The sequence below is a fragment of the Acidimicrobiales bacterium genome (assembly GCA_041394265.1).
Lineage (GTDB): Bacteria > Actinomycetota > Acidimicrobiia > Acidimicrobiales > SZUA-35 > JBBQUN01.
Genome location: JAWKIO010000005.1, coordinates 1,913,273 through 1,930,823 on the forward strand (window position 1 = coordinate 1,913,273; position 17,551 = coordinate 1,930,823).

Consider the following 17,551-nt stretch of genomic DNA (forward strand, 5'->3'; position numbering starts at 1 on the left):
TGTCGTCAGCTGCTGAACAGGCCGGCACGACACCCCCTTCGGTGTCGACCCGGGAGACCCTGTCGGGTTGGAAGGATCGACTCGACGCCTCGACCGCGCCTGCTCCCACCCGGCCCCAAACCAGTCGCCCCCAACCCAGCCGATCAGTCGAGCCGCCGAGTGGCTCCCACACCACAGCCTCTGGAGGCTCGATGGCATTCCGTCCTACAAGTCCCGATTCCGGAGCGCCGTCTCCGTCGTCCGATGATCCCGGTCGAGTCGATCGGGGTTGGGGGTCTCGGCCCGAATCGGCCAGCGAGCCGACTCCAGCACCCCGACCGCTCGATCGCGCCGGCCCTCGCATCATCGCCGTGGCCAACCAGAAGGGTGGTGTTGGCAAGACCACCACGACGGTCAATCTTGGGGCTGCGGTCGCTGAACTCGGGCACCGAGTCTTGATCGTCGACCTCGATCCGCAGGGCAATGCGAGTACCGGCCTCGGGATCAATCCCCGGAGTCTTGATGCGTCGATGTATGACGTCCTACTCCATGACGTGCCACTCGACGACGCCATCGAGGCCGCCGCCGTTCGCAACCTGTTCGTCGCCCCGGCGAATCTCGATCTGGCCGGTGCAGAGATCGAGTTGGTGCCGGCGTTCAGTCGAGAGATGCGATTGAAGAACGCTATCAATTCGGTCGCCGACGACTTCGACTTGGTGCTGATCGACTGTCCGCCGTCGCTCGGTCTGTTGACCGTGAATGCCTTCGCAGCCGCCAACGAGGTGCTCGTTCCGATTCAGTGCGAGTACTACGCACTCGAGGGTCTCGGCCAGCTGCTCCGGAATGTCGATCTTGTGAAGCGCAATCTGAATGCTTCGCTCGATCTGTCGGCGATCGTGTTGGTGATGTACGACGCACGAACCAACCTCGCAGCGCAGGTTGCCTCGGAGGTCCGGGAGCATTTTGGCTCGAAGGTCTGTAGGTCGGTGATTCCTCGTACCGTCCGACTTTCGGAGGCCCCGAGCTTCGGCCAACCCATCACCGTGTTCGACCCGACATCTCGAGGCGCCCTGGCGTATCGAGATCTGGCAATGGAGGTCGTCGGTGAACCGGCGTAGCGGACTTGGACGTGGTCTCGACTCACTGATTCCGACCGAGAAGGTCGCTGAATCCAATGAGGTGTTCATTGAGGTGCCGATCTCGGCGATCGCTGCCAACGAGTTCCAGCCTCGGAGTCGGTTCGACGAAGAGGCGCTCGTTTCTCTGACCGAGTCGATCCGTGAGCTCGGTGTGCTGCAGCCGATTTTGGTGCGACGCTCCGGCGCCGACCGCTACGAGCTGATCGCGGGGGAGCGGCGCTGGCGGGCAGCCCGTCGAGCTGGGCTTGCCGCCGTGCCGGCGGTGGTGCGTGACGCCGACGACAAGACGTCGCTCGAGCACGCATTGGTGGAGAACCTCCACCGAGAGGATCTCAACGCGCTTGAAGAGGCAGCGGCCTACCAACAGTTGATCGACGACTTTTCGCTGACACAGGAAGAGGTGGCGAAGCGCGTCGGCAAGAGTCGGTCGGCGGTCGCCAACACCTTGCGGCTGTTCCAGCTACCGACTTCGGTGCAGAAGCTCGTGGCGAGTGGCGAGTTGTCCGCTGGTCACGCGCGTGCGCTGCTGGCCCTTCCCGATCGAACGGCCCAACAGGAGCTTGCTGCTCGCTGCGTCGACGACGGCCTGAACGTTCGCCAGGTCGAAGAACTGGTTCGGCAACGCCAGGCTGACGACGAGGCGTCGGAGGCTCCCGCCGAGCGCAAGGAACGAGCGATCGGTCAGACTCGGCCAGCTGCACTCTTGGAGTTGGAAGAACTCCTGGGTGCGCACCTCGACACCCGGGTCGGGGTGGCGATGGGGAAGTCGAAGGGTCGGATGACGATCGAGTTTGCCGACCTCGAAGATCTCGAGCGCATCTATCAGGTGCTGATGGGCCACTCGTCTCGGAGTGACGACGACTGATGTGAAACGTTTTTCGGCGCGCGAGTTGTCGTTGAGGGTTTCGAGGTTGACGGTTACACACAGGTTGTGGACAAGGATGTGTGTAACCCTGAGGTTCGATGTGTGATGGAGTGTTTAGCGACAGCGCTCCCGATGGGGAGGTCGGCTGTTTCACGAGAAACAACACCCATCACCGACTGGACGCAAAAGCGACGAGGGCCGGCTCCGCAGTGGAGCCGGCCCTGTCATCAAGGGAGTGTCGTGACACGATCGTGGTGGTCCGATCGTGTGCGGTCAGGCCAGATCAGAGGCCGAACTCTTCGATGAGCTGGGCTTTGCCCTTGGCCCCGACGACCTTGCGGTCGATCTCGCCGTTACGGAAGACCAGCATGGTCGGGATGCTCATGACGCCGTAGCGCTGAGCGATGGAAGGATTCTCGTCGACGTTGAGCTTGGTGACCTTGACCGATCCGGCCTGCTCGACGGCGATCTCCTCGAGGATCGGGGCGATCATCTTGCACGGGCCGCACCATTCGGCCCAGAAGTCGACGACGACCGGTTCGGCCGCCGCGTTGATGACCTCGTCGAAGGTCGCTTCGGTGAGGTTGGTGATGTTCTCTGACATGAGTGGCTGTGCCTTCCGGGACGGTGGGATAACGATCGATGGTGGCGGGACGACGCCTGCCGCGACGGGCTGTCGTGGACTTATGGGTAACCGGCGACGCGAGTCGTTCTATTCCGAGGTGTGGGTGGCTTCGAGCCACCGCTCGGCGTCGATCGCTGCCGAGCAGCCCGAACCTGCGGCCGTGATTGCTTGTCGATAGATGTCGTCCTGGACATCACCGCAGGCGAACACGCCCGGGACACTCGTGCGAGAGGTCGGTGCGTCGGTGATCAGGTAGCCGTTGTCCTTGAGCTCGAGCTGGCCCTCGAACAACGACGTATTCGGTCGATGGCCGATCGCCACGAAAAGCCCGGTGGCGAGAAGTTCACCCGTCTCGCCCGTCTGGGTGTTCTCGGTGAGCAGCTTCTCGACCGACTGGTCGCCGAGGACGTCGGTGACGACGGTGTTCCACAGGAAGGTGATCTTGGGGTTGGCCAGGGCGCGGTCCTGCATGATCTTGGAGGCCCGGAGCTCGTCTCGTCGGACCACGATGGTCACCGACTTGGCGAACTTGGTGAGGAAGGTCGCCTCCTCGAGCGCGGAATCCCCGCCTCCGACCACAGCGATGTCGTGGTCGCGGAAGAAGAAGCCGTCACACGTGGCGCAGGTCGAGACGCCGTGACCGAGCAGCCGCTGCTCGTTGGGGAGGTCGAGCATCAGGGCGGTGGCACCGGTGGAGACGATCACCGAGCGGGCAAGGTAGGTGGGATCGGAGGCGTTTGGATCGCCGACCCAGACCTTGAATGGTCGCGACGAGAAGTCCACCCTCGTGGCTTTCTCGGTGCGCACATCTGCGCCGAAGCGCACGGCTTGCTCGCGAAAGCCCATCATGAGTTCCGGCCCCATGATGCCACTTGGGAAGCCAGGGAAGTTCTCGACCTCGGTGGTGAGCATGAGCTGCCCGCCGGGCTGATCGCCGGTCGACGACGGTTCACCTTCGAGTACGAGCGGCTCGAGGCTCGCTCGAGCGGTGTAGATCGCTGCGGTCAATCCTGCCGGTCCGCTCCCGAGGATCAGGACGTCATGGATCTTGCTATCGGACATTGGTACTCCGGGTGGGGCCAAGGGTTGGGTGATGTTGGCGCAGCCCACTCACTGCCTCAACCCCGGATCAGGCGTCCTTCTTCCGCCACAGCAATCCGCCGACGGCGCTGAATAGCGAGCCGAGCACGAGGTAGGCGAGCCAGGGGTTGCCTTCGTCGACGAACGGTAGATAGCCGGTGACGACAACGAGCAGACGCACCACGAGGATGAGCAGCACGATGGCGAGCACCATCGCAATCAGGGCGATGGGGAAGAAGTACACCCCCATGCGGGAGGCGACCAATGCCTTGCCCGTGGTGGCGCCCTTGACGGTGTCGACATAGCCAACCAGGGTGGCCGTGAGCGTGGTCGGCCAATCCTGATCGCCTGAGGTGGCAGGAACGGTCGTGGAGCGAGCTTCTGCGTCGGACATCGGCGACGATCCTAGTCACTCGACGCGGCGATTGCCGGTTTCTGGTGGTCAGCGACGCTCGTCGGCGGCGAGAATGCTGCACTGTCGGGTCAGCACCATCACCCGATCGAGTGGCTCGGTGGTGAACACCAGTTCAGCCGAGCGACCATCGAACGTGACGGGGACCGCTGCGGCCGGGTCGAAGCCGTCGAGTTCGCTCGGGCACCGGACGACGAGTTCGCTCAGAGCATCGCTGCCGGATGTTGCCGTGGTTGCGCCCTCGGCGAGGAGTTGGTCGACCAGCGCAAAGAGGTCGTCACCGGAAGCGATCACGGCCACGGGCATCGATGTGTCCTCCGCCGCGGCCATGGTGGTCGACGTTGCCTCGGGTGTGACAAATGTCGCAGCTTCTTCTGCTACATCGTCGGCCTCACCTGCTGCAACTTCTGCCTCGTCGTTGCCGGCCATCCCGTCATCGGCCATCTCATCGCCGGCGCTCTCGTCACTCGCCATGGCGGTGGACATTTCGGCCGAGGTATCGGCGTCGGTGGCCTTGGCGAGGGCTTCGCCGGACGACGGTGAGGCAGCGGGTTCGGCGGTTTCGGTGTCGAGCGACGACGATCCACGGCCCTGCACGGTGGCCAGACTCACGCCGGCGATGAGGGCGGCGGCCGCCGCCGCACCGGCGAGCCAAGTGGTCGTCCGCCGTCGCCGGAACGGCACCACCGTGGCGCCCGCGTCGGCGCGATCCTCAGCGTCGGCCACCTCCGTCGTGGTGGCCGCCGGGACGGTGGCCGACGAGCTTTCGGGCTGATCGTGTAGTTGGTCGAACAAGGCGAGCGCGGCGTCGAGATGCCGGGCTTGCTGGCCCGGCAGGGGAGCGGGCACGTCGGCGTTGGCCCTCGCGATCCGGCCGAGTTCGTCGAACGCAGCGCGCCCCGCGGGATCGGCCTGGAGGCGCGCGATCTCCTCGGCGGTGGCCTCTCCGTCGAGGTGGGCGGAGGCGAGTTCGTCCCAGTGCTGGCTCATGACATCAGCTCTGACGTTCGTCGGTCATGGTTTGGTTCCCGAGCAGTTTCGCGAGATGACGCCGGCCGCGCGCGATCCGAGAGCGTACGGTGCCCGGCGGGATGTCGAGCGCTTCGGCGATCTCGGCGTAGTCCATGCCGGCGACATCTCGCATGACGACAGGTGCCCGGAACTCCTCGGGGATCTGCAGCCAGAGGTCGTCGAGCGTCACCCGATCGGCGACTTGTTGGTCGAGCCCCGGTGTGTCGCTGTCCGGCTCGTAGTTCTCGACCAGCGAGAGCGGCCGGCGTGACCGGCGCCGCAACTCATCGAGGCAGGCGTTGGTGGCGACGCGGTAGCTCCACGTACGAAAGCTCGACCGGCCGTCGAATCGGCTCAAGCCACGGACGATGGCCATGACCGCCTCCTGGCACGCATCGGCAGCATCCGCATCGTTGCCGGCCAGACGTCGGCACACGGCGTAGATTCGGTCGTAGTGGCGCGCCAGCAGCATCTCCATCGCCGCTCGGTCGCCGGACTGGGCGGAGCGTACGAGATCGTCGTCGGCGGGTTCGATGCGCAGAGCCTAGGCGTCGACCTACGAGGCGATGTCGATGCCTACGATTCGACCGAGATCTCCTCGAGCTCGAATCGGTAGTCGTCGATGCCGTCGTCGTTGCGGTCTGGCGACGTACCGGGTTCGGTGATCCAGACCAGCAGCTGGGTACCCCGGGCGCTGTCGAAGTCGAACGACTCTCGACCGTCGAGATCACTGCCCCCGCCGATCGGTTCTCCCCAGGTGTCGATCGGGCCGCTGAAGTCGTCGCCGACGTAGATCTCGACCGCCCATCCCTCGCCATTCGTCTCGAGATCCAGCTGGCTGACCCGGGCCGTACCGCCGAGATCGATGAGGAGCCCGATCCCCGGCTTCAGTCCAGCGAACCCTGGTCCGTTGTAACGGTCCGAGCGCCAGACGGTGTTGCGATCACCGTCGATGGCCAGGGGGAGGAGCGCGTCGTTCTCCTCGCCGTCGCCGCCCTGCGCCGGTGGGTCGATCGTCGACAGACCGGCGACGGTGGCCTCGACGAGTTCGTTGGTCGGCGTGAGCACGGTGGTTTCACTGGTTTCGTCGCCACTGACGCTTGGGGTGTCCCCACCAAAGTCGATGCTGGCCTTGGTGGTGAACAGGATCCCGGCGAGCACCAGTGCGGCGGCCAACACCAGCACGATCAGGGCGGGAACCAGCCAACTTTGCTCCGATCGGAGGAAGGAGTGCTCGTGATCATCGAACTCGCTCCCTCCGAACTCGTGGTCGTTCAACACATGGTCGTTGATCGACGCACTTGGTGCGACAGAAGGAAGAGGCTCGGGGGTGGTGATCGTCCGGGTGGCGTCCTGGTTGGCCCCGGGTGGTGTGGTCGGCGTGACCGGTGAACGATCGAGGGCGGCCAGCGCCGTGCGGGCCTCGATCGCCGTCATCCATCGGTCGGCAGGATCGCGTGCCAGCAGACGATCGATGATAGAGATGAGTGCGGCTGGCAGGTCGCGACGGAACTCTTGCAGCGGGCGTGGTTGTTGGTGGAGGCGAGCCAGTGCCGTGGCAGCGTCGGTCTCCGCCCGGAAGGGGGCCCGCCCCGCGATCGCCTCGTAGAGCACGACGCCCAGCGAGTACAGATCAGAGCGTGGGTCGACGTCGTCGCCCAATACCTGCTCTGGGGAGAGGTACTTCGCCGTGCCGAGCAGGGTGCCGGTGACGGTGAGATCGGTGTCCTCGCCGGCCTTTGCGATGCCGAAGTCGGTGACCATCACCCGACGATCGGCGCAGAGCAGGATGTTCGAAGGTTTGATGTCGCGATGGACGACGCCGCCCCGATGGGCCTCGCCGAGTGCTTCGGCGACCTGCACACCGATATCGATCACGTCGGCAACCGGCATCGGACCGGCTTCGTCGAGGACCGCTCGCATCGTCCGCCCTTCGATCAACTCCATGATGATCGCTTCGTTGCCGTCGTCAGACACGGTGTCGTAGATGCCGACGATCGATCGGTGGGACAGCCGGGCCGCAGCAATGGCCTCCCGTCGAAATCGCAGGAGGAACGCCTGGTCGGTGGCGAGGTGGGGATGGAGCACCTTTGCCGCGACGCGGCGGCCAAGCACGGTGTCCTCGGCTTGCCACACCTGCGCCATTCCGCCGGTGGCGATGGGCGCGACCAGTCGATAGCGCCCAGCCAGCATCGAGCCGGCTCTCATCTGCGCGCCGAGCGCGTGCTCAGAGTCCATCAATGATCAGATCGTTTGGGACGTGCCGTCGGCGTCGACGTTAACGCCAACGGCCGCATCGCCGACGTCGAGGCGTTCGGGCAGCGTCGGCTCGATGTCGGCGTGAGCGGCGCGTGCCGCGTCGTGTTTGAGGGCGCGTGTTCTCCCGATCGAGATGATCCACCAACTGATCAGGAAGGCAAGGGCGGCTCCCGAGAGCAGGAGTCCGAGACCGGGAACGGCGGTCGATCGGATCTGCAGCCGGGTTGCTGCCAGCGAGCGCGAACCATCGGGCGTGAACGCCTCGACCTGGAGGGGTGAAAGTCCGAGCGCTCTCGCCTCGACCGTGATGTCGAGCGTCGTCAGGCCGGGAGGGATCAAGAAGGTCTGGCCGTCCTCCTCGACGACGACCTTGTCGGCGGTGAACCGAAGCTGCACCAGACGATCACCGCTGGACACGTTCTCGATGCTGAGAGGGACTACCAGGCGCCGGGCCGTGAGCGTCATCGACTGGCCCTCGCGAATCCGGATCACGTCGAACGACGCCTGGAGCTGGTTGTCGACCTGGCGAATCGCGAGCTCGCGATCCGTCGGGTTGCGGTCACGGCCGAGTGCGGCGAAGAGGCCGTTCACGAACACGTCGGGTGCCGACGTACCGGAGGCGTGGAAGGTGCGGTAGCTGTCGATCAGCCCGAGGGACTCGGCCACCAGATCGGCGACCGGCGCCAGATCCTGGGCGGGGTTCTCCACCGTGCGTATGGCCAGTGGTGGGCTGAGGCGACTGAAGTCGGCCAGGGAGTTCGGAGCGAGGAGGCCACCACCTTCCTGGGCGTTGAGCAAGACGTCGATCGATGCCAGCGACGCCTGTCGTAGCGACGGGCCGCCGATGAGCACCGGCGTGATGTCGGTCTCGGCCCGCAGCGCCAGCCGAGCGATCAGGCTGTGGGCGGCCGAGACGGCCTCGGTCCGACTGGCAAGGAGGGACGTCAGCTCTTCATCGATCCCGGCGACGCGCACCGCGCCTGCCGGTGTATCGATGAGACCGGACGGCCCGCCGTCGGAGGTGAGCACGGTCGTGAATCCGAGGGAACGTAGGAGCTGAGCGCCTTCCTCGGTCAGTGGTGGCTCGATGGGCAGGGTCGACTCCGACGGATCGAGCCCCAGATCCTGGAGGACTTCACGCGATGAGCGGACCGACTCCTGAAAGAGCTGGCCCTGCCCGATCTCGGCGAGAGCCGACGGGTCGAGGTCGAGGGTCGAGCCCACGATCAGCGTTCGCTCGGCCAGCGCGACCCGCAGCGCATCGGCAGCGGCCGGATCGTCGAGCAGCTCGGAGACGACCCCGGTCTCGAGCATCACCGTGATCGGCAGCGTGGGGTGACGGTCGAGCAACGTGACGACATCGGTCACCGAGAGTCCGTCGGCAGAGCTGACCGGCAGGATGGTCGAGATCGGGAGAAGATCGATCTCGGCCGTTTCGGTGGGAAGGCGCACGAGGTAGGTGCGGATCGAGGCCACCGTCCCCCCGCTGTCGCGGACCTCGATGACGACCGGATAGACCCCAGGGTCGGGGATCAACACCCGTTCGCGATCGTCGTCGGAGGTCTGAGAGAAGCTCCGGACGGCGAGATCGACACGCAGGCTGCCATCGGGCTGGCGAACGGTGATCAGGGGTACTGCCGGGCGACGGTTCAGCACGGCGGTGTCGGCGGCGAGCTGGGACTCGCTGCTGACCTTGCCCCGAATGGTCACGGTCACGGTGAGGTCAGGGTCGACGGGCCCGTTCCAGCCCAGGATCGCCACGAAGTCACCGTCGGCGGCGACGTAGTGCGACTGGTCGAGGAGCGTGAGTGCGCCGGCTCGGAGCGGCGTGACGGGAGGTTCGGTCGTCGTGTCGGAATCGGTCGTGGTATCGGAATCGGTCGTGGTGTCGGTGTCGTCGGTCTGGCCGCCCGCCACCGATGGAGCGGTGACCACGGTCAGGACGCCGACGGTCAGGGCGAGCACGGCGATGAGCGACGCTCGGAACCCACGGGCCGTCCGAGACCAAGCCCTTGGCGCCGACGCGTGCCGTTGGATACGAGGTTCACGCGCTGAACTCACGCGGCAGCATCCCAGCGGAGCACCACGAGGCCCGGGTCCTGCCGTTCGAACCCGAGGTGTTCGTAGAGGTCGAGGGCGCGATGGTTGTGTTCCTGAGTGTTGACCATCACGGTGTGGACGCCGCGCTTTCTCAGCCAACGAAACCCATCGAGCACGAGGTCTGTACCGAGGCCCCGACCTGCTGCAGCGGGAGCGACGGCAAGGCGCTGAAGGTAGCCGCGGTCACCGGCGCGACCGGTGACGGCGTAACCGACGAGATCACGCCCATCGAAGGCGACACGGAATCGGCTGGTCGGTGTGGCGTGTCGAGCTTCGCGTAGTGAGAGGCGGTCGAACTGCCAGAAGGGTTCGAACGCCTGGGCATCGACTCGCAGTACCGCGCTGCGGTGCCATGGCCGGCCGGGTGACAGCTGATGCCGCGACGGCGGGACCTCGTCGGAAAGTCGGTGGGCCAGCAGGTGGAGGTGCTCGTGCAAGCGGAACCCGGCGTCGAAGAACGGTTGGGCGTCCATCTGTCCGAGCGCCGGGGTGATGGCCTGACCGACGCCACGCTCGGCAAGCTCGCCAAGGCACTGGACGATGTCGAGGGTGCTCGGTCGGCGACCATCGCGCCGGGGTCCGACCAGCGCCACGCGGACATCGCCACGCCACGGCACCACCCGCAGGCCGACGAACGACGCAGGTTTGGTCCAGCTCCGGCGGAGACCGGCGCCGTGTGGGTTCGCATGCAGATGGTCCACCGGTGCTCAGGCTAGACACCTGGGAGGGGTTCGTGGGGTAACGACGAGGTGTTCTGGAAGCCGCCGAGTGGCGACGGTCATCCCGGGGATTCATCCGACCGCGATGGCGCAAGGACTGGGACACGAGCGGCCCGACCACCTAGCGTGGAGTCATGTCGATGCTGCTCGCCACCCACGATCTGTGCCGGATGCATGACCCGGGTCAGGACCATCCGGAACGACCTGATCGACTCACCGCCGTGCTCAAGGGATTCGAGGGGGCGGGCATCAACGACGCCCTCACGTGGATCGAGGCCAGCGAGGCACCGCGAGCGCTGATCGAACGAGTGCATCCCGGGGCACTCATGGACTCGTTGCAGCGACTCTGCGAAGCCGGCGGCGGACAGATCGACGGTGACACGTTCGTGTCGAAGGACTCCTACCACGCCGCGTTGCGAGCAGCGGGTGCGGGACTCGACCTGGTGGCTGCGCTCGACCGTGGCGAGGCCGATGTTGGTTGGTCGGTGGTCCGCCCTCCCGGTCACCATGCGCTGGCCAACACCCAGATGGGCTTCTGCCTGATCAACAACATCGCGGTCACCGCTCGAGCGCTCGCCGATCGAGGCGAGCGGGTCGCGATCATCGACATCGATGCCCACCACGGCAATGGCACCCAGGCCATCTTCTACGACGACCCCGACGTTCTCTTCGTGAGTGTGCACCAGTTCCCCTGGTACCCCTACACCGGACGCGTCGACGAGGTCGGCGAAGGCGAAGGGGAAGGCACGACGATCAACGTTCCGCTACCGGCCTTCGCCACCGGCGACGTGCTGCGCCATGCATTCACCACGGTGATCGCGCCGGCCATCGAACGCCACAAGACCACGTGGCTGCTCGTCTCGGCCGGGTTCGATGGACACAAGACCGATCCGCTCACCGACCTGGGCTACAGCGCCGCCGACTACGCCGACATCGTGGCCAACATGTTGCCGCTCGTGCCTGCGTCGCGTCGTCTGCTCTTCCTCGAGGGGGGCTACGACCTCCAGGCCCTCTACGACTGCACCGCCTCGGTGGCGGGCGCCGCGGTCGGCGTCGAGGTGCCCCGGGAGTCGACCACGTCGGGTGGTCCGGGACGCGAGATCGTGGACATGGTCCGCAGCCTGCACTTTCGCTATTGATGCCAGGCGAGATCGTCTACCGGCCGGCGGACTTCCAGCCGACGATCGATGGCATGCGAGCCGTCGGTCGTGCGTTCGAGACCGCAGGTCACGAACTGTTCCTGGTCGGCGGCATCGTGCGCGACACCCTGCTCGGAGTGCATGGCGACGCGGCCGACATCGACGCCACCACCTCGGCCCATCCCGGCACCATCAAGGAACTCCTGCGACCGTTCGCCTCGGCACTGTGGACCCAGGGCGAACGGTTCGGCACGATCGGGGCGCGGATCGGGCCGTTCGACGTGGAGGTCACCACCTACCGCGCCGAGGATTACGACCCCGATTCGCGCAAGCCCGAGGTCGCCTTCGGACACGACCTTCGGACCGACCTGGCGCGACGCGACTTCACGATCAACGCCATGGCGGTCTCGCTGGTCGACGAGCAACTGCATGACCCGTTCGGTGGCCTCGACGATCTCGTCGCCCGTCGACTGCGAACACCACTCGACCCGAGGGTGTCGTTCTCCGACGACCCCCTGCGGATGTTGCGCGCGGCTCGCTTCCTCCCACGGTTCGGACTGACGGCCGACGCCGACCTCCTCGAGGCGGCACGGTCCCTCGCCGCTCGGCTCGACATCGTCTCGCGCGAGCGAGTGCACGACGAGCTGGAACGGCTGCTGCACGTCGCCGAACCTCGGCGGGGACTCGAGTTCCTCGACGACGTCGGCCTGCTGCCACGGGTCCTGGGGTTCGAGCCGGCGCCCTCCACGATCTCGGCGTCGTTCCGACTCGTCGACGCCTGCACCGTTCGATCCCGCCGACGAATCGGTCTGCTCTTGCCCCACGGGGCCGACACCGCCGAGGGCGTCCTTCGACGGTTGCGGGCCTCGACCGATGATCGACGCCACACCGTGCGCTCCATCGCTCTGATCGAGTCGCTCGGCGATCGAGAGGTCAGCGCCGCCGGCGCCCGTCGTCTGGTCGCGGACGCTCGGAACGATCTGGCGGTGGTGGATGACGTGCTGGCGATCGGGCGACTGTGCGACAACACCGCTGTCGTCGCCACGGCACTGCGCTCGGCGCTCGACGAACTTGCCGTCGACGAACCGCTGGTGCCGACCGGCCCACCGCTCGACGGGGAGACCATCATGTCGACGTTCGGGATCGAACCTGGACCCTCAGTCGGCAAGGCGGTTGCCTTTCTCGAACAGCGGCGCATCGAGTTGGGCCCGTTGACCCCGGAACAAGCGGTCGACGAGCTCCGCCGTTGGGGCGGCGTAGGGCCCGCCTGAACTCCGGGCACCGGGGTCGCTACCCTGGAGCGCCATGCCCCGCTGGCAAGCCGCTGACAACGAAGGCGTCGTGAGCTACCGGTTGGCGCGCCAGCGAACGGTCACGGCGTTTCACGAGGGGCGGCGAACGGCCACCGAGGTCTGTGACGCCCAGCCGGAGCTGCGCCGCGTGGCGCACCACCATGCCGCGCCGCTCGACGAGCCCTGCCCCATTTGCGACGCCGACGAACTCGTCACGGTCACCTTTGCCTTCGGGATCGGGCTGCCGAAGGGCGGACGCCTCGTCGCCGATCTACGGGAGATGACCCGGTTGCGGCGTCGCGGCAAGCCCACCACCTGCTACTCCCTCGAGATCTGTCGAAGCTGTTGGTGGAATCACCTTCGTGAGTCCTTCGCCCTCGCCGGCGACGTCGCTCCGTCGGCCAACTGAACGCCTCTCGGGAACCACCGCGTTGTCACCTGCATCTCAGCGATCGTCGAAGTCTCGTTCCTCCTCGTCTCGACGAGGTGTGCTTGCCGGCCCCGGACCCACTCCGAATCGAGAGCGCCACCTGTTGTGGCGGTTGCGGCGCGTGGTGTTCCTGTTCGGCTTGTTCTGCCTGGGCGGCCTGTTCACGGCGATCGCCGTGCTGTCGGGCATCGAGCTCGAAGACGATGACTTCGCCTCACTGGCCCAGACGACCTTCGTCTGTTCGGCTGAGGTCACCCGCACCGATGGTGCCGAGTGCACGAACGATGTGGCGATGGCCCAGTTCTCGGCTGGTGAGGATCGTCAGATCGTCACCTATGAGCAGATCCCGACGGTCCTGATCCAAGCCGTCGTCGCCACCGAGGACAAGGACTTCTTCGCCCACGAGGGTGTCGACCCGCTCGGCATCGCTCGGGCGCTCTACCAGGACATCCGAGAGCGGTCGGCGTCACAGGGTGGATCGACCATCACGCAGCAGTACGTGAAGCTCACGTACGTCGGCAACGATGCATCACTGGTTCGAAAGGTGCGCGAGGCCACGCTCGCCATCAAGCTCGAACGGGAACTGGCAAACCAGTACGACGGGGCGGGAGCGAAGCAGGAGATCCTGCGCCGCTACCTCAACCGCATCTACTTCGGTCGTGGGGCCTACGGGGTCCAGGCGGCTGCGCAGAACTACTTCGGCAAGAACGTCGAGCAGATCACCCTGCCCGAGGCGGCCTTTCTGGCCGGCCTGATCCGCTCGCCAAACTCGGCCGATCCGAAGGAGGATCCCGTCGAGGCAGCTCGCCGGATGAACGTGACGCTCATCCTGATGGCCGATGACGGCTACATCACCGCCGATGATGCGGCGGCGGCGTCCGCCACCGATCTCGCCGCCATCACGATTGCCGCCCCCGATCGCACGGGACCGGTGGCGGTCCGTGGCGCCGAGGGCAGCGAATACTTCGTCGAGGCCGTCCGCCAAGAGTTGGCCGAGCTCTATCCCGATGGCGGGCTCTACACGATGGGCCTGAAGGTCTACACGACGCTCGACCCGGCGCTCCAGCAGGCTGCTTTCACCAGCGTGACCGAGGTGGTCGATCCTCGTGTGAACCCCGATGACCCGTCGGCGGCGCTCGTGGCGATCGACGAGTCCGGCCGGGTCGTGGCCATGATGGGTGGCTACGACTTCGCCACCTCGCAGGTCAACCTGGCGACTGGGCGAGACGGCGGCGGCTCCGGCCGCCAACCGGGTTCGTCGTTCAAACCCTTCGCGCTGGCCGTTGCGATGGAAGCCGGCATCTCGGGTGATTCGCTGTTCCCGGCACCGTCGACCATCTCACTGCCGGGGGCGAACAACGGCGCCGACTGGGTGGTGAGCGGCGGCGGAAGCAGCAACGGCTATCGCTCACTGGTCGACGCGCTTCGGGTGTCGTCCAACGTCGTCTACGCCCAACTCATGGTGCAGCTGGGGCCCACCGCCGTCGTCGAGATGGCCGAGCGGCTCGGTGTCTCGACCAACCTCGACCCGGTCAATGCCTTGGTCCTTGGCTCGGGTGAGGTGTCGGTGCTCGACATGGCGGCCGCCTACTCCACCTTCGCCGACCAGGGCGATCGGTTCGATCCGGTCCTCATCGAGCGGATCGAGCTCCCGGACGGGTCGGTGTGTTGGTACCCACACGACGGCACATGCGGGGACGGCCCCGAACGGGTGCCCGATCTGGCCGGTGCGCTCGATGGTTCGATCGCCCGCCAGGTGACCTACGCCATGAGCCAGGTGATCTCGTCAGGCACCGGGAGCAACGCCGCATTCGGTCGCGACGCCGCGGGCAAGACCGGCACCACCCAGGACGCTCGCGACGCTTGGTTCGTCGGGTACACCTGCAACCTGACCGCCGCGGTGTGGATGGGATACACCGGTGGTCCCGGCGAGCCGGTCCGAACCATGGAGAACGTGCGTGGCATCGAGGTCCACGGCGGTGACTTCCCGGCGTCGATCTGGTCGGCGTTCATGACCCGGGCAACCGAGAACGCGCCGCCGTGCGAACTGCCGATGGAGCGCAACTTCGGTGGTCAGCTGCTCAACCCCGAGCTGTCGACCACGACCACACTGCCCTTCTGCGTGGTGGCCGACACGGTGCCAGGCGAGGGTGATCCGTCGGTTGACACCACCTCCGAGGGCGAGACATCGGCAACCACCGAACCGTGCCAACCGCCGCCTCCCGAGGAGACCACGACCACCGTGGAAGGCGAGACCACCGAGACCACGGCCCCTGGAGACGACGGCACGACCTCCACCACGACGCCCGACACCACGGCGCCGACGACCACGACGACGCCACCACCGGAATCGACGACCACGTCCGCCTCCGGCGACTGAGCAGCTCGCAGCCCACCGGATCGATGTTCCACCGGATCGATGTTGCGAGCGCAGCGAGCAACTCGGTAAGTGCCGAGGCCCCAGGGCCTCTGGGTTGGTCCAGCGGCGCGATGTTGTGAGCGCAGCGAACAACTCGGTAAGTGCCGAGGCCCCAGGGCCGAGGAACGACGGTGTCAGAGGGCCTGTGTAGGTTGTCCACATGCCCGCTAGCATCGCTTGGTCATCCGTCGAGGGATCCGTCTCTCGGCCACAGACCCTGCCCCGAGATCCGGGGCCCCGGCGAATACCCGGGTCCACAGGGAGATTGATGCTTGCAATGCGAGCCTATGAACTCATGATCATCTTCACGGCAGACACCGAGGAGTCCGCCGTGCAGACCACCGCCAACAATCTCGGCAAGATGGCCGAAGAGGTGGGCGGATCGCTCGAGAAGATCGACAAGTGGGGCGTTCGTCGCTTCGCCTACGAGATGAAGCACCAGAACGAGGGCTTCTACCTCGTCCTCGAGTTCCTCGCCCCCAACGCCCTGAGCGAGATCGACCGGACCTTGCGACTCGCGGATGAAGTCATCCGCCACAAGTTCATCCGTCTGCCGCTTCCCGAAGCCCATCGTCGAGGCCTCGCAGCAGCAACGGTCTGACGAGGAGTTCCCTCATGGCCATGGACAATTCAGTAACCATCACCGGCAACGCCGGGCGTGAACCCGAACTGCGGTTCACGCCCAACGGACAGCCGGTCGCCAACTTCGGTGTCGCCGTGTCGCGCCGTTGGCAGAATCGCCAAACCCAGGAATGGGAAGAGGCCACCTCGTGGATCGACGTCACCTGCTGGGGTCAACTGGCAGAGAACGTGGCGGAATCGGTCGCTCGGGGTACACGAGTCACCGTGACCGGTCGACTCGATCAGCGCTCCTGGGAGACCCCCGAGGGCGACAAGCGGTCGAAGGTCGAGGTCGTCGCCGACGACGTCGCCATCAGCTTGCGTTGGGCCACGGCCAGCGCAACCCGCAACGAGCGCCGCGAAGGCGGCGATGGTGCACCTTCGGGTGGCGCCGGTGGGGGCCGATCGTTCGGCGCTCCGCAGAACCAACAACAACCCCCTGCCTACCAGCCCGATGAGGAGCCTTTCTGATGGCAAAGACGAAGAGCCCACGCCGGGCCAAGCCCAAGGACTCGGGCCGCCGCGGCAAGAAGAAGATCAGCCCGCTGCTGACCGAGAAGATCGAGTACGTCGACTACAAAGACACCGACCTGCTGCGCCGGTTCGTGTCCGACCGGGCCAAGATCCGTGGTCGTCGCATCACCGGCAACGACTCACAGCAGCAGCGTGTGATCAACACGGCCGTGAAGAACGCACGCGAAATGGGCCTGCTGCCCTACACGAGCCGGGTCACCACCCAGCGCCGCACCCGTTCCGACCGTCCCGATCGGGGCGACCGTCCCGACCGCGGCGATCGTCGTCCGTCGAATGAGTCCGACGAGCCGAACGAGAACGTTGTCGATGCCGACGACAACGAGACCACCGAGGAGAACTGATGCGCATCGTTCTGCATGAGCAGGTTTCCGGTCTCGGAAATCGTGGTGACCTCGTCGAGGTCGCCGATGGGTACGCCCGCAACTACCTCATTCCCAAGGGTCTGGCTCGCCAGGCCTCGCAGGGCGTCGAGATCGAAGCGCAGGCCATGAAGAAGGCGTGGGCCGTCCGCAACGCTCGCGAGCGGGAGGCAGCCGAAGAGGTCGCCAAGGCGCTTGTGTCGAAGCCGATCACCATCGCTATGCGCGCTGGTGGCGAAGGCAAGCTCTTTGGCTCGGTGACGTCCTCCGACATCGCCGATGCCATCCGTGAGCAGGCTGGGGTCGAGCTCGATCGTAAGCTGATCGCCCTCGACGAAGGCCATGGCATTCGTAGCCTCGGCGCTCACAGTGTCACCGTGCACCCCCACCCCGAGGTGCAGTTCCCGGTGACCGTCGAGGTCGTCGCACTCTGATTCCGACGAGTCGGAGGAGGGCCTGCGTGCAGGTCCTCCTCCACAGTCGCGCCCCGATTTCCACAGACCTATCCCCAACGGCGTCCGATTTCCCCAGACCAACGAAGGTTTTCCACAGACTGCGCCTCTGGTGA

General features: G+C 66.1%; 17 protein-coding genes and 1 pseudogene. 10 read left to right on the forward strand and 8 right to left on the reverse strand.

Annotated elements, in window-relative coordinates; all coding sequences use genetic code 11:
* Positions 1-350 precede the first annotated feature (350 nt).
* Both R2733_09365 and R2733_09370 read left to right on the forward strand, forming a co-directional pair.
* Complete coding sequence (locus R2733_09365) at positions 351-1,097, forward strand: AAA family ATPase (GenBank protein ID MEZ5376705.1); 747 nt, start codon at positions 351-353, stop codon at positions 1,095-1,097.
* Positions 1,098-1,158: 61 nt separating this feature from the next.
* A complete protein-coding gene (locus R2733_09370) occupies positions 1,159-1,983 on the forward strand; it encodes a ParB/RepB/Spo0J family partition protein (protein ID MEZ5376706.1) in 825 nt (274 codons plus the stop codon).
* Positions 1,984-2,266: 283 nt separating this feature from the next.
* Here the strand turns inward: R2733_09370 and trxA are convergent, their stop codons facing one another.
* The 8 genes from trxA to R2733_09410 all read right to left on the reverse strand — a co-directional run bounded on the left by trxA (position 2,267) and on the right by R2733_09410 (position 10,171).
* The gene (gene trxA, locus R2733_09375) at positions 2,267-2,587 is read right to left on the reverse strand and encodes a thioredoxin (protein MEZ5376707.1); all 321 of its coding nucleotides are present in this window, start codon (positions 2,585-2,587) and stop codon (positions 2,267-2,269) included.
* Between the two features lie 108 nt (positions 2,588-2,695).
* Positions 2,696-3,670, reverse strand: coding sequence for a thioredoxin-disulfide reductase (gene trxB / locus R2733_09380; protein MEZ5376708.1), 975 nt, complete (start codon positions 3,668-3,670; stop codon positions 2,696-2,698).
* A gap of 67 nt (positions 3,671-3,737) precedes the next feature.
* Positions 3,738-4,082: a hypothetical protein gene (locus R2733_09385; GenBank protein ID MEZ5376709.1), complete on the reverse strand. Its 345-nt coding sequence runs from the start codon at positions 4,080-4,082 to the stop codon at positions 3,738-3,740.
* A gap of 48 nt (positions 4,083-4,130) precedes the next feature.
* A complete protein-coding gene (locus tag R2733_09390; GenBank protein MEZ5376710.1) occupies positions 4,131-5,090 on the reverse strand; it encodes a hypothetical protein in 960 nt (319 codons plus the stop codon).
* A 4-nt stretch (positions 5,091-5,094) separates the two neighbouring features.
* A complete protein-coding gene (locus tag R2733_09395; GenBank protein MEZ5376711.1) occupies positions 5,095-5,652 on the reverse strand; it encodes an RNA polymerase sigma factor in 558 nt (185 codons plus the stop codon).
* Positions 5,653-5,687: 35 nt separating this feature from the next.
* On the reverse strand, positions 5,688-7,349 hold the full coding sequence (locus R2733_09400; GenBank protein MEZ5376712.1) for a serine/threonine-protein kinase: 1,662 nt from the start codon (positions 7,347-7,349) through the stop codon (positions 5,688-5,690).
* Between the two features lie 6 nt (positions 7,350-7,355).
* A complete protein-coding gene (locus R2733_09405) occupies positions 7,356-9,335 on the reverse strand; it encodes a hypothetical protein (GenBank protein ID MEZ5376713.1) in 1,980 nt (659 codons plus the stop codon).
* A 92-nt stretch (positions 9,336-9,427) separates the two neighbouring features.
* Positions 9,428-10,171, reverse strand: coding sequence for a GNAT family N-acetyltransferase (locus tag R2733_09410; protein ID MEZ5376714.1), 744 nt, complete (start codon positions 10,169-10,171; stop codon positions 9,428-9,430).
* 152 nt (positions 10,172-10,323) lie between these two features.
* Between R2733_09410 and R2733_09415 the strand changes: the two genes are divergently transcribed.
* From R2733_09415 to rplI, 8 genes and pseudogenes are all read left to right on the forward strand, one after another.
* Positions 10,324-11,328: a histone deacetylase gene (locus R2733_09415; protein ID MEZ5376715.1), complete on the forward strand. Its 1,005-nt coding sequence runs from the start codon at positions 10,324-10,326 to the stop codon at positions 11,326-11,328.
* Positions 11,328-12,599, forward strand: a complete 1,272-nt coding sequence (locus R2733_09420; GenBank protein MEZ5376716.1) for a hypothetical protein — start codon at positions 11,328-11,330, stop codon at positions 12,597-12,599. Before R2733_09415 ends, R2733_09420 begins: the two co-directional genes overlap by 1 nt.
* Before the next feature lie 34 nt (positions 12,600-12,633).
* Positions 12,634-13,029, forward strand: a complete 396-nt coding sequence (locus R2733_09425) for a DUF5318 family protein (GenBank protein MEZ5376717.1) — start codon at positions 12,634-12,636, stop codon at positions 13,027-13,029.
* Between the two features lie 142 nt (positions 13,030-13,171).
* Positions 13,172-15,430 carry a transglycosylase domain-containing protein gene (locus R2733_09430; GenBank protein ID MEZ5376718.1) on the forward strand — a complete coding sequence of 753 codons (2,259 nt, stop codon included), beginning with the start codon at positions 13,172-13,174 and terminating at the stop codon, positions 15,428-15,430.
* A gap of 307 nt (positions 15,431-15,737) precedes the next feature.
* Positions 15,738-16,070, forward strand: a complete 333-nt coding sequence (rpsF, locus tag R2733_09435; protein ID MEZ5376719.1) for a 30S ribosomal protein S6 — start codon at positions 15,738-15,740, stop codon at positions 16,068-16,070.
* Between the two features lie 20 nt (positions 16,071-16,090).
* Positions 16,091-16,561 (forward strand): single-stranded DNA-binding protein, encoded by a 471-nt coding sequence (gene ssb / locus R2733_09440; protein MEZ5376720.1) that lies wholly within the window; start codon positions 16,091-16,093, stop codon positions 16,559-16,561.
* Positions 16,561-16,815: pseudogene (rpsR, locus tag R2733_09445) on the forward strand (30S ribosomal protein S18). The gene ssb and the pseudogene rpsR overlap by 1 nt, the downstream one beginning before the upstream one ends.
* A 149-nt stretch (positions 16,816-16,964) precedes the next feature.
* Positions 16,965-17,417 carry a 50S ribosomal protein L9 gene (gene rplI, locus R2733_09450; protein ID MEZ5376721.1) on the forward strand — a complete coding sequence of 151 codons (453 nt, stop codon included), beginning with the start codon at positions 16,965-16,967 and terminating at the stop codon, positions 17,415-17,417.
* Positions 17,418-17,551 lie beyond the last annotated feature (134 nt).

Excerpts from the sequence above, each read along its gene's own strand:
- trxA (MEZ5376707.1), bottom strand. The coding sequence starts at position 2,587 with ATGTCAGAGAACATCACCAACCTCACCGAAGCGACCTTCGACGAGGTC.
- trxB (MEZ5376708.1), bottom strand. The coding sequence starts at position 3,670 with ATGTCCGATAGCAAGATCCATGACGTCCTGATCCTCGGGAGCGGACCG.
- R2733_09385 (MEZ5376709.1), bottom strand. The coding sequence starts at position 4,082 with ATGTCCGACGCAGAAGCTCGCTCCACGACCGTTCCTGCCACCTCAGGC.
- R2733_09390 (MEZ5376710.1), bottom strand. The coding sequence starts at position 5,090 with ATGAGCCAGCACTGGGACGAACTCGCCTCCGCCCACCTCGACGGAGAG.
- R2733_09400 (MEZ5376712.1), bottom strand. The coding sequence starts at position 7,349 with ATGGACTCTGAGCACGCGCTCGGCGCGCAGATGAGAGCCGGCTCGATG.
- R2733_09415 (MEZ5376715.1), top strand. The coding sequence starts at position 10,324 with ATGTCGATGCTGCTCGCCACCCACGATCTGTGCCGGATGCATGACCCG.
- R2733_09420 (MEZ5376716.1), top strand. The coding sequence starts at position 11,328 with ATGCCAGGCGAGATCGTCTACCGGCCGGCGGACTTCCAGCCGACGATC.
- R2733_09425 (MEZ5376717.1), top strand. The coding sequence starts at position 12,634 with ATGCCCCGCTGGCAAGCCGCTGACAACGAAGGCGTCGTGAGCTACCGG.
- rpsF (MEZ5376719.1), top strand. The coding sequence starts at position 15,738 with ATGCTTGCAATGCGAGCCTATGAACTCATGATCATCTTCACGGCAGAC.
- ssb (MEZ5376720.1), top strand. The coding sequence starts at position 16,091 with ATGGACAATTCAGTAACCATCACCGGCAACGCCGGGCGTGAACCCGAA.
- rplI (MEZ5376721.1), top strand. The coding sequence starts at position 16,965 with ATGCGCATCGTTCTGCATGAGCAGGTTTCCGGTCTCGGAAATCGTGGT.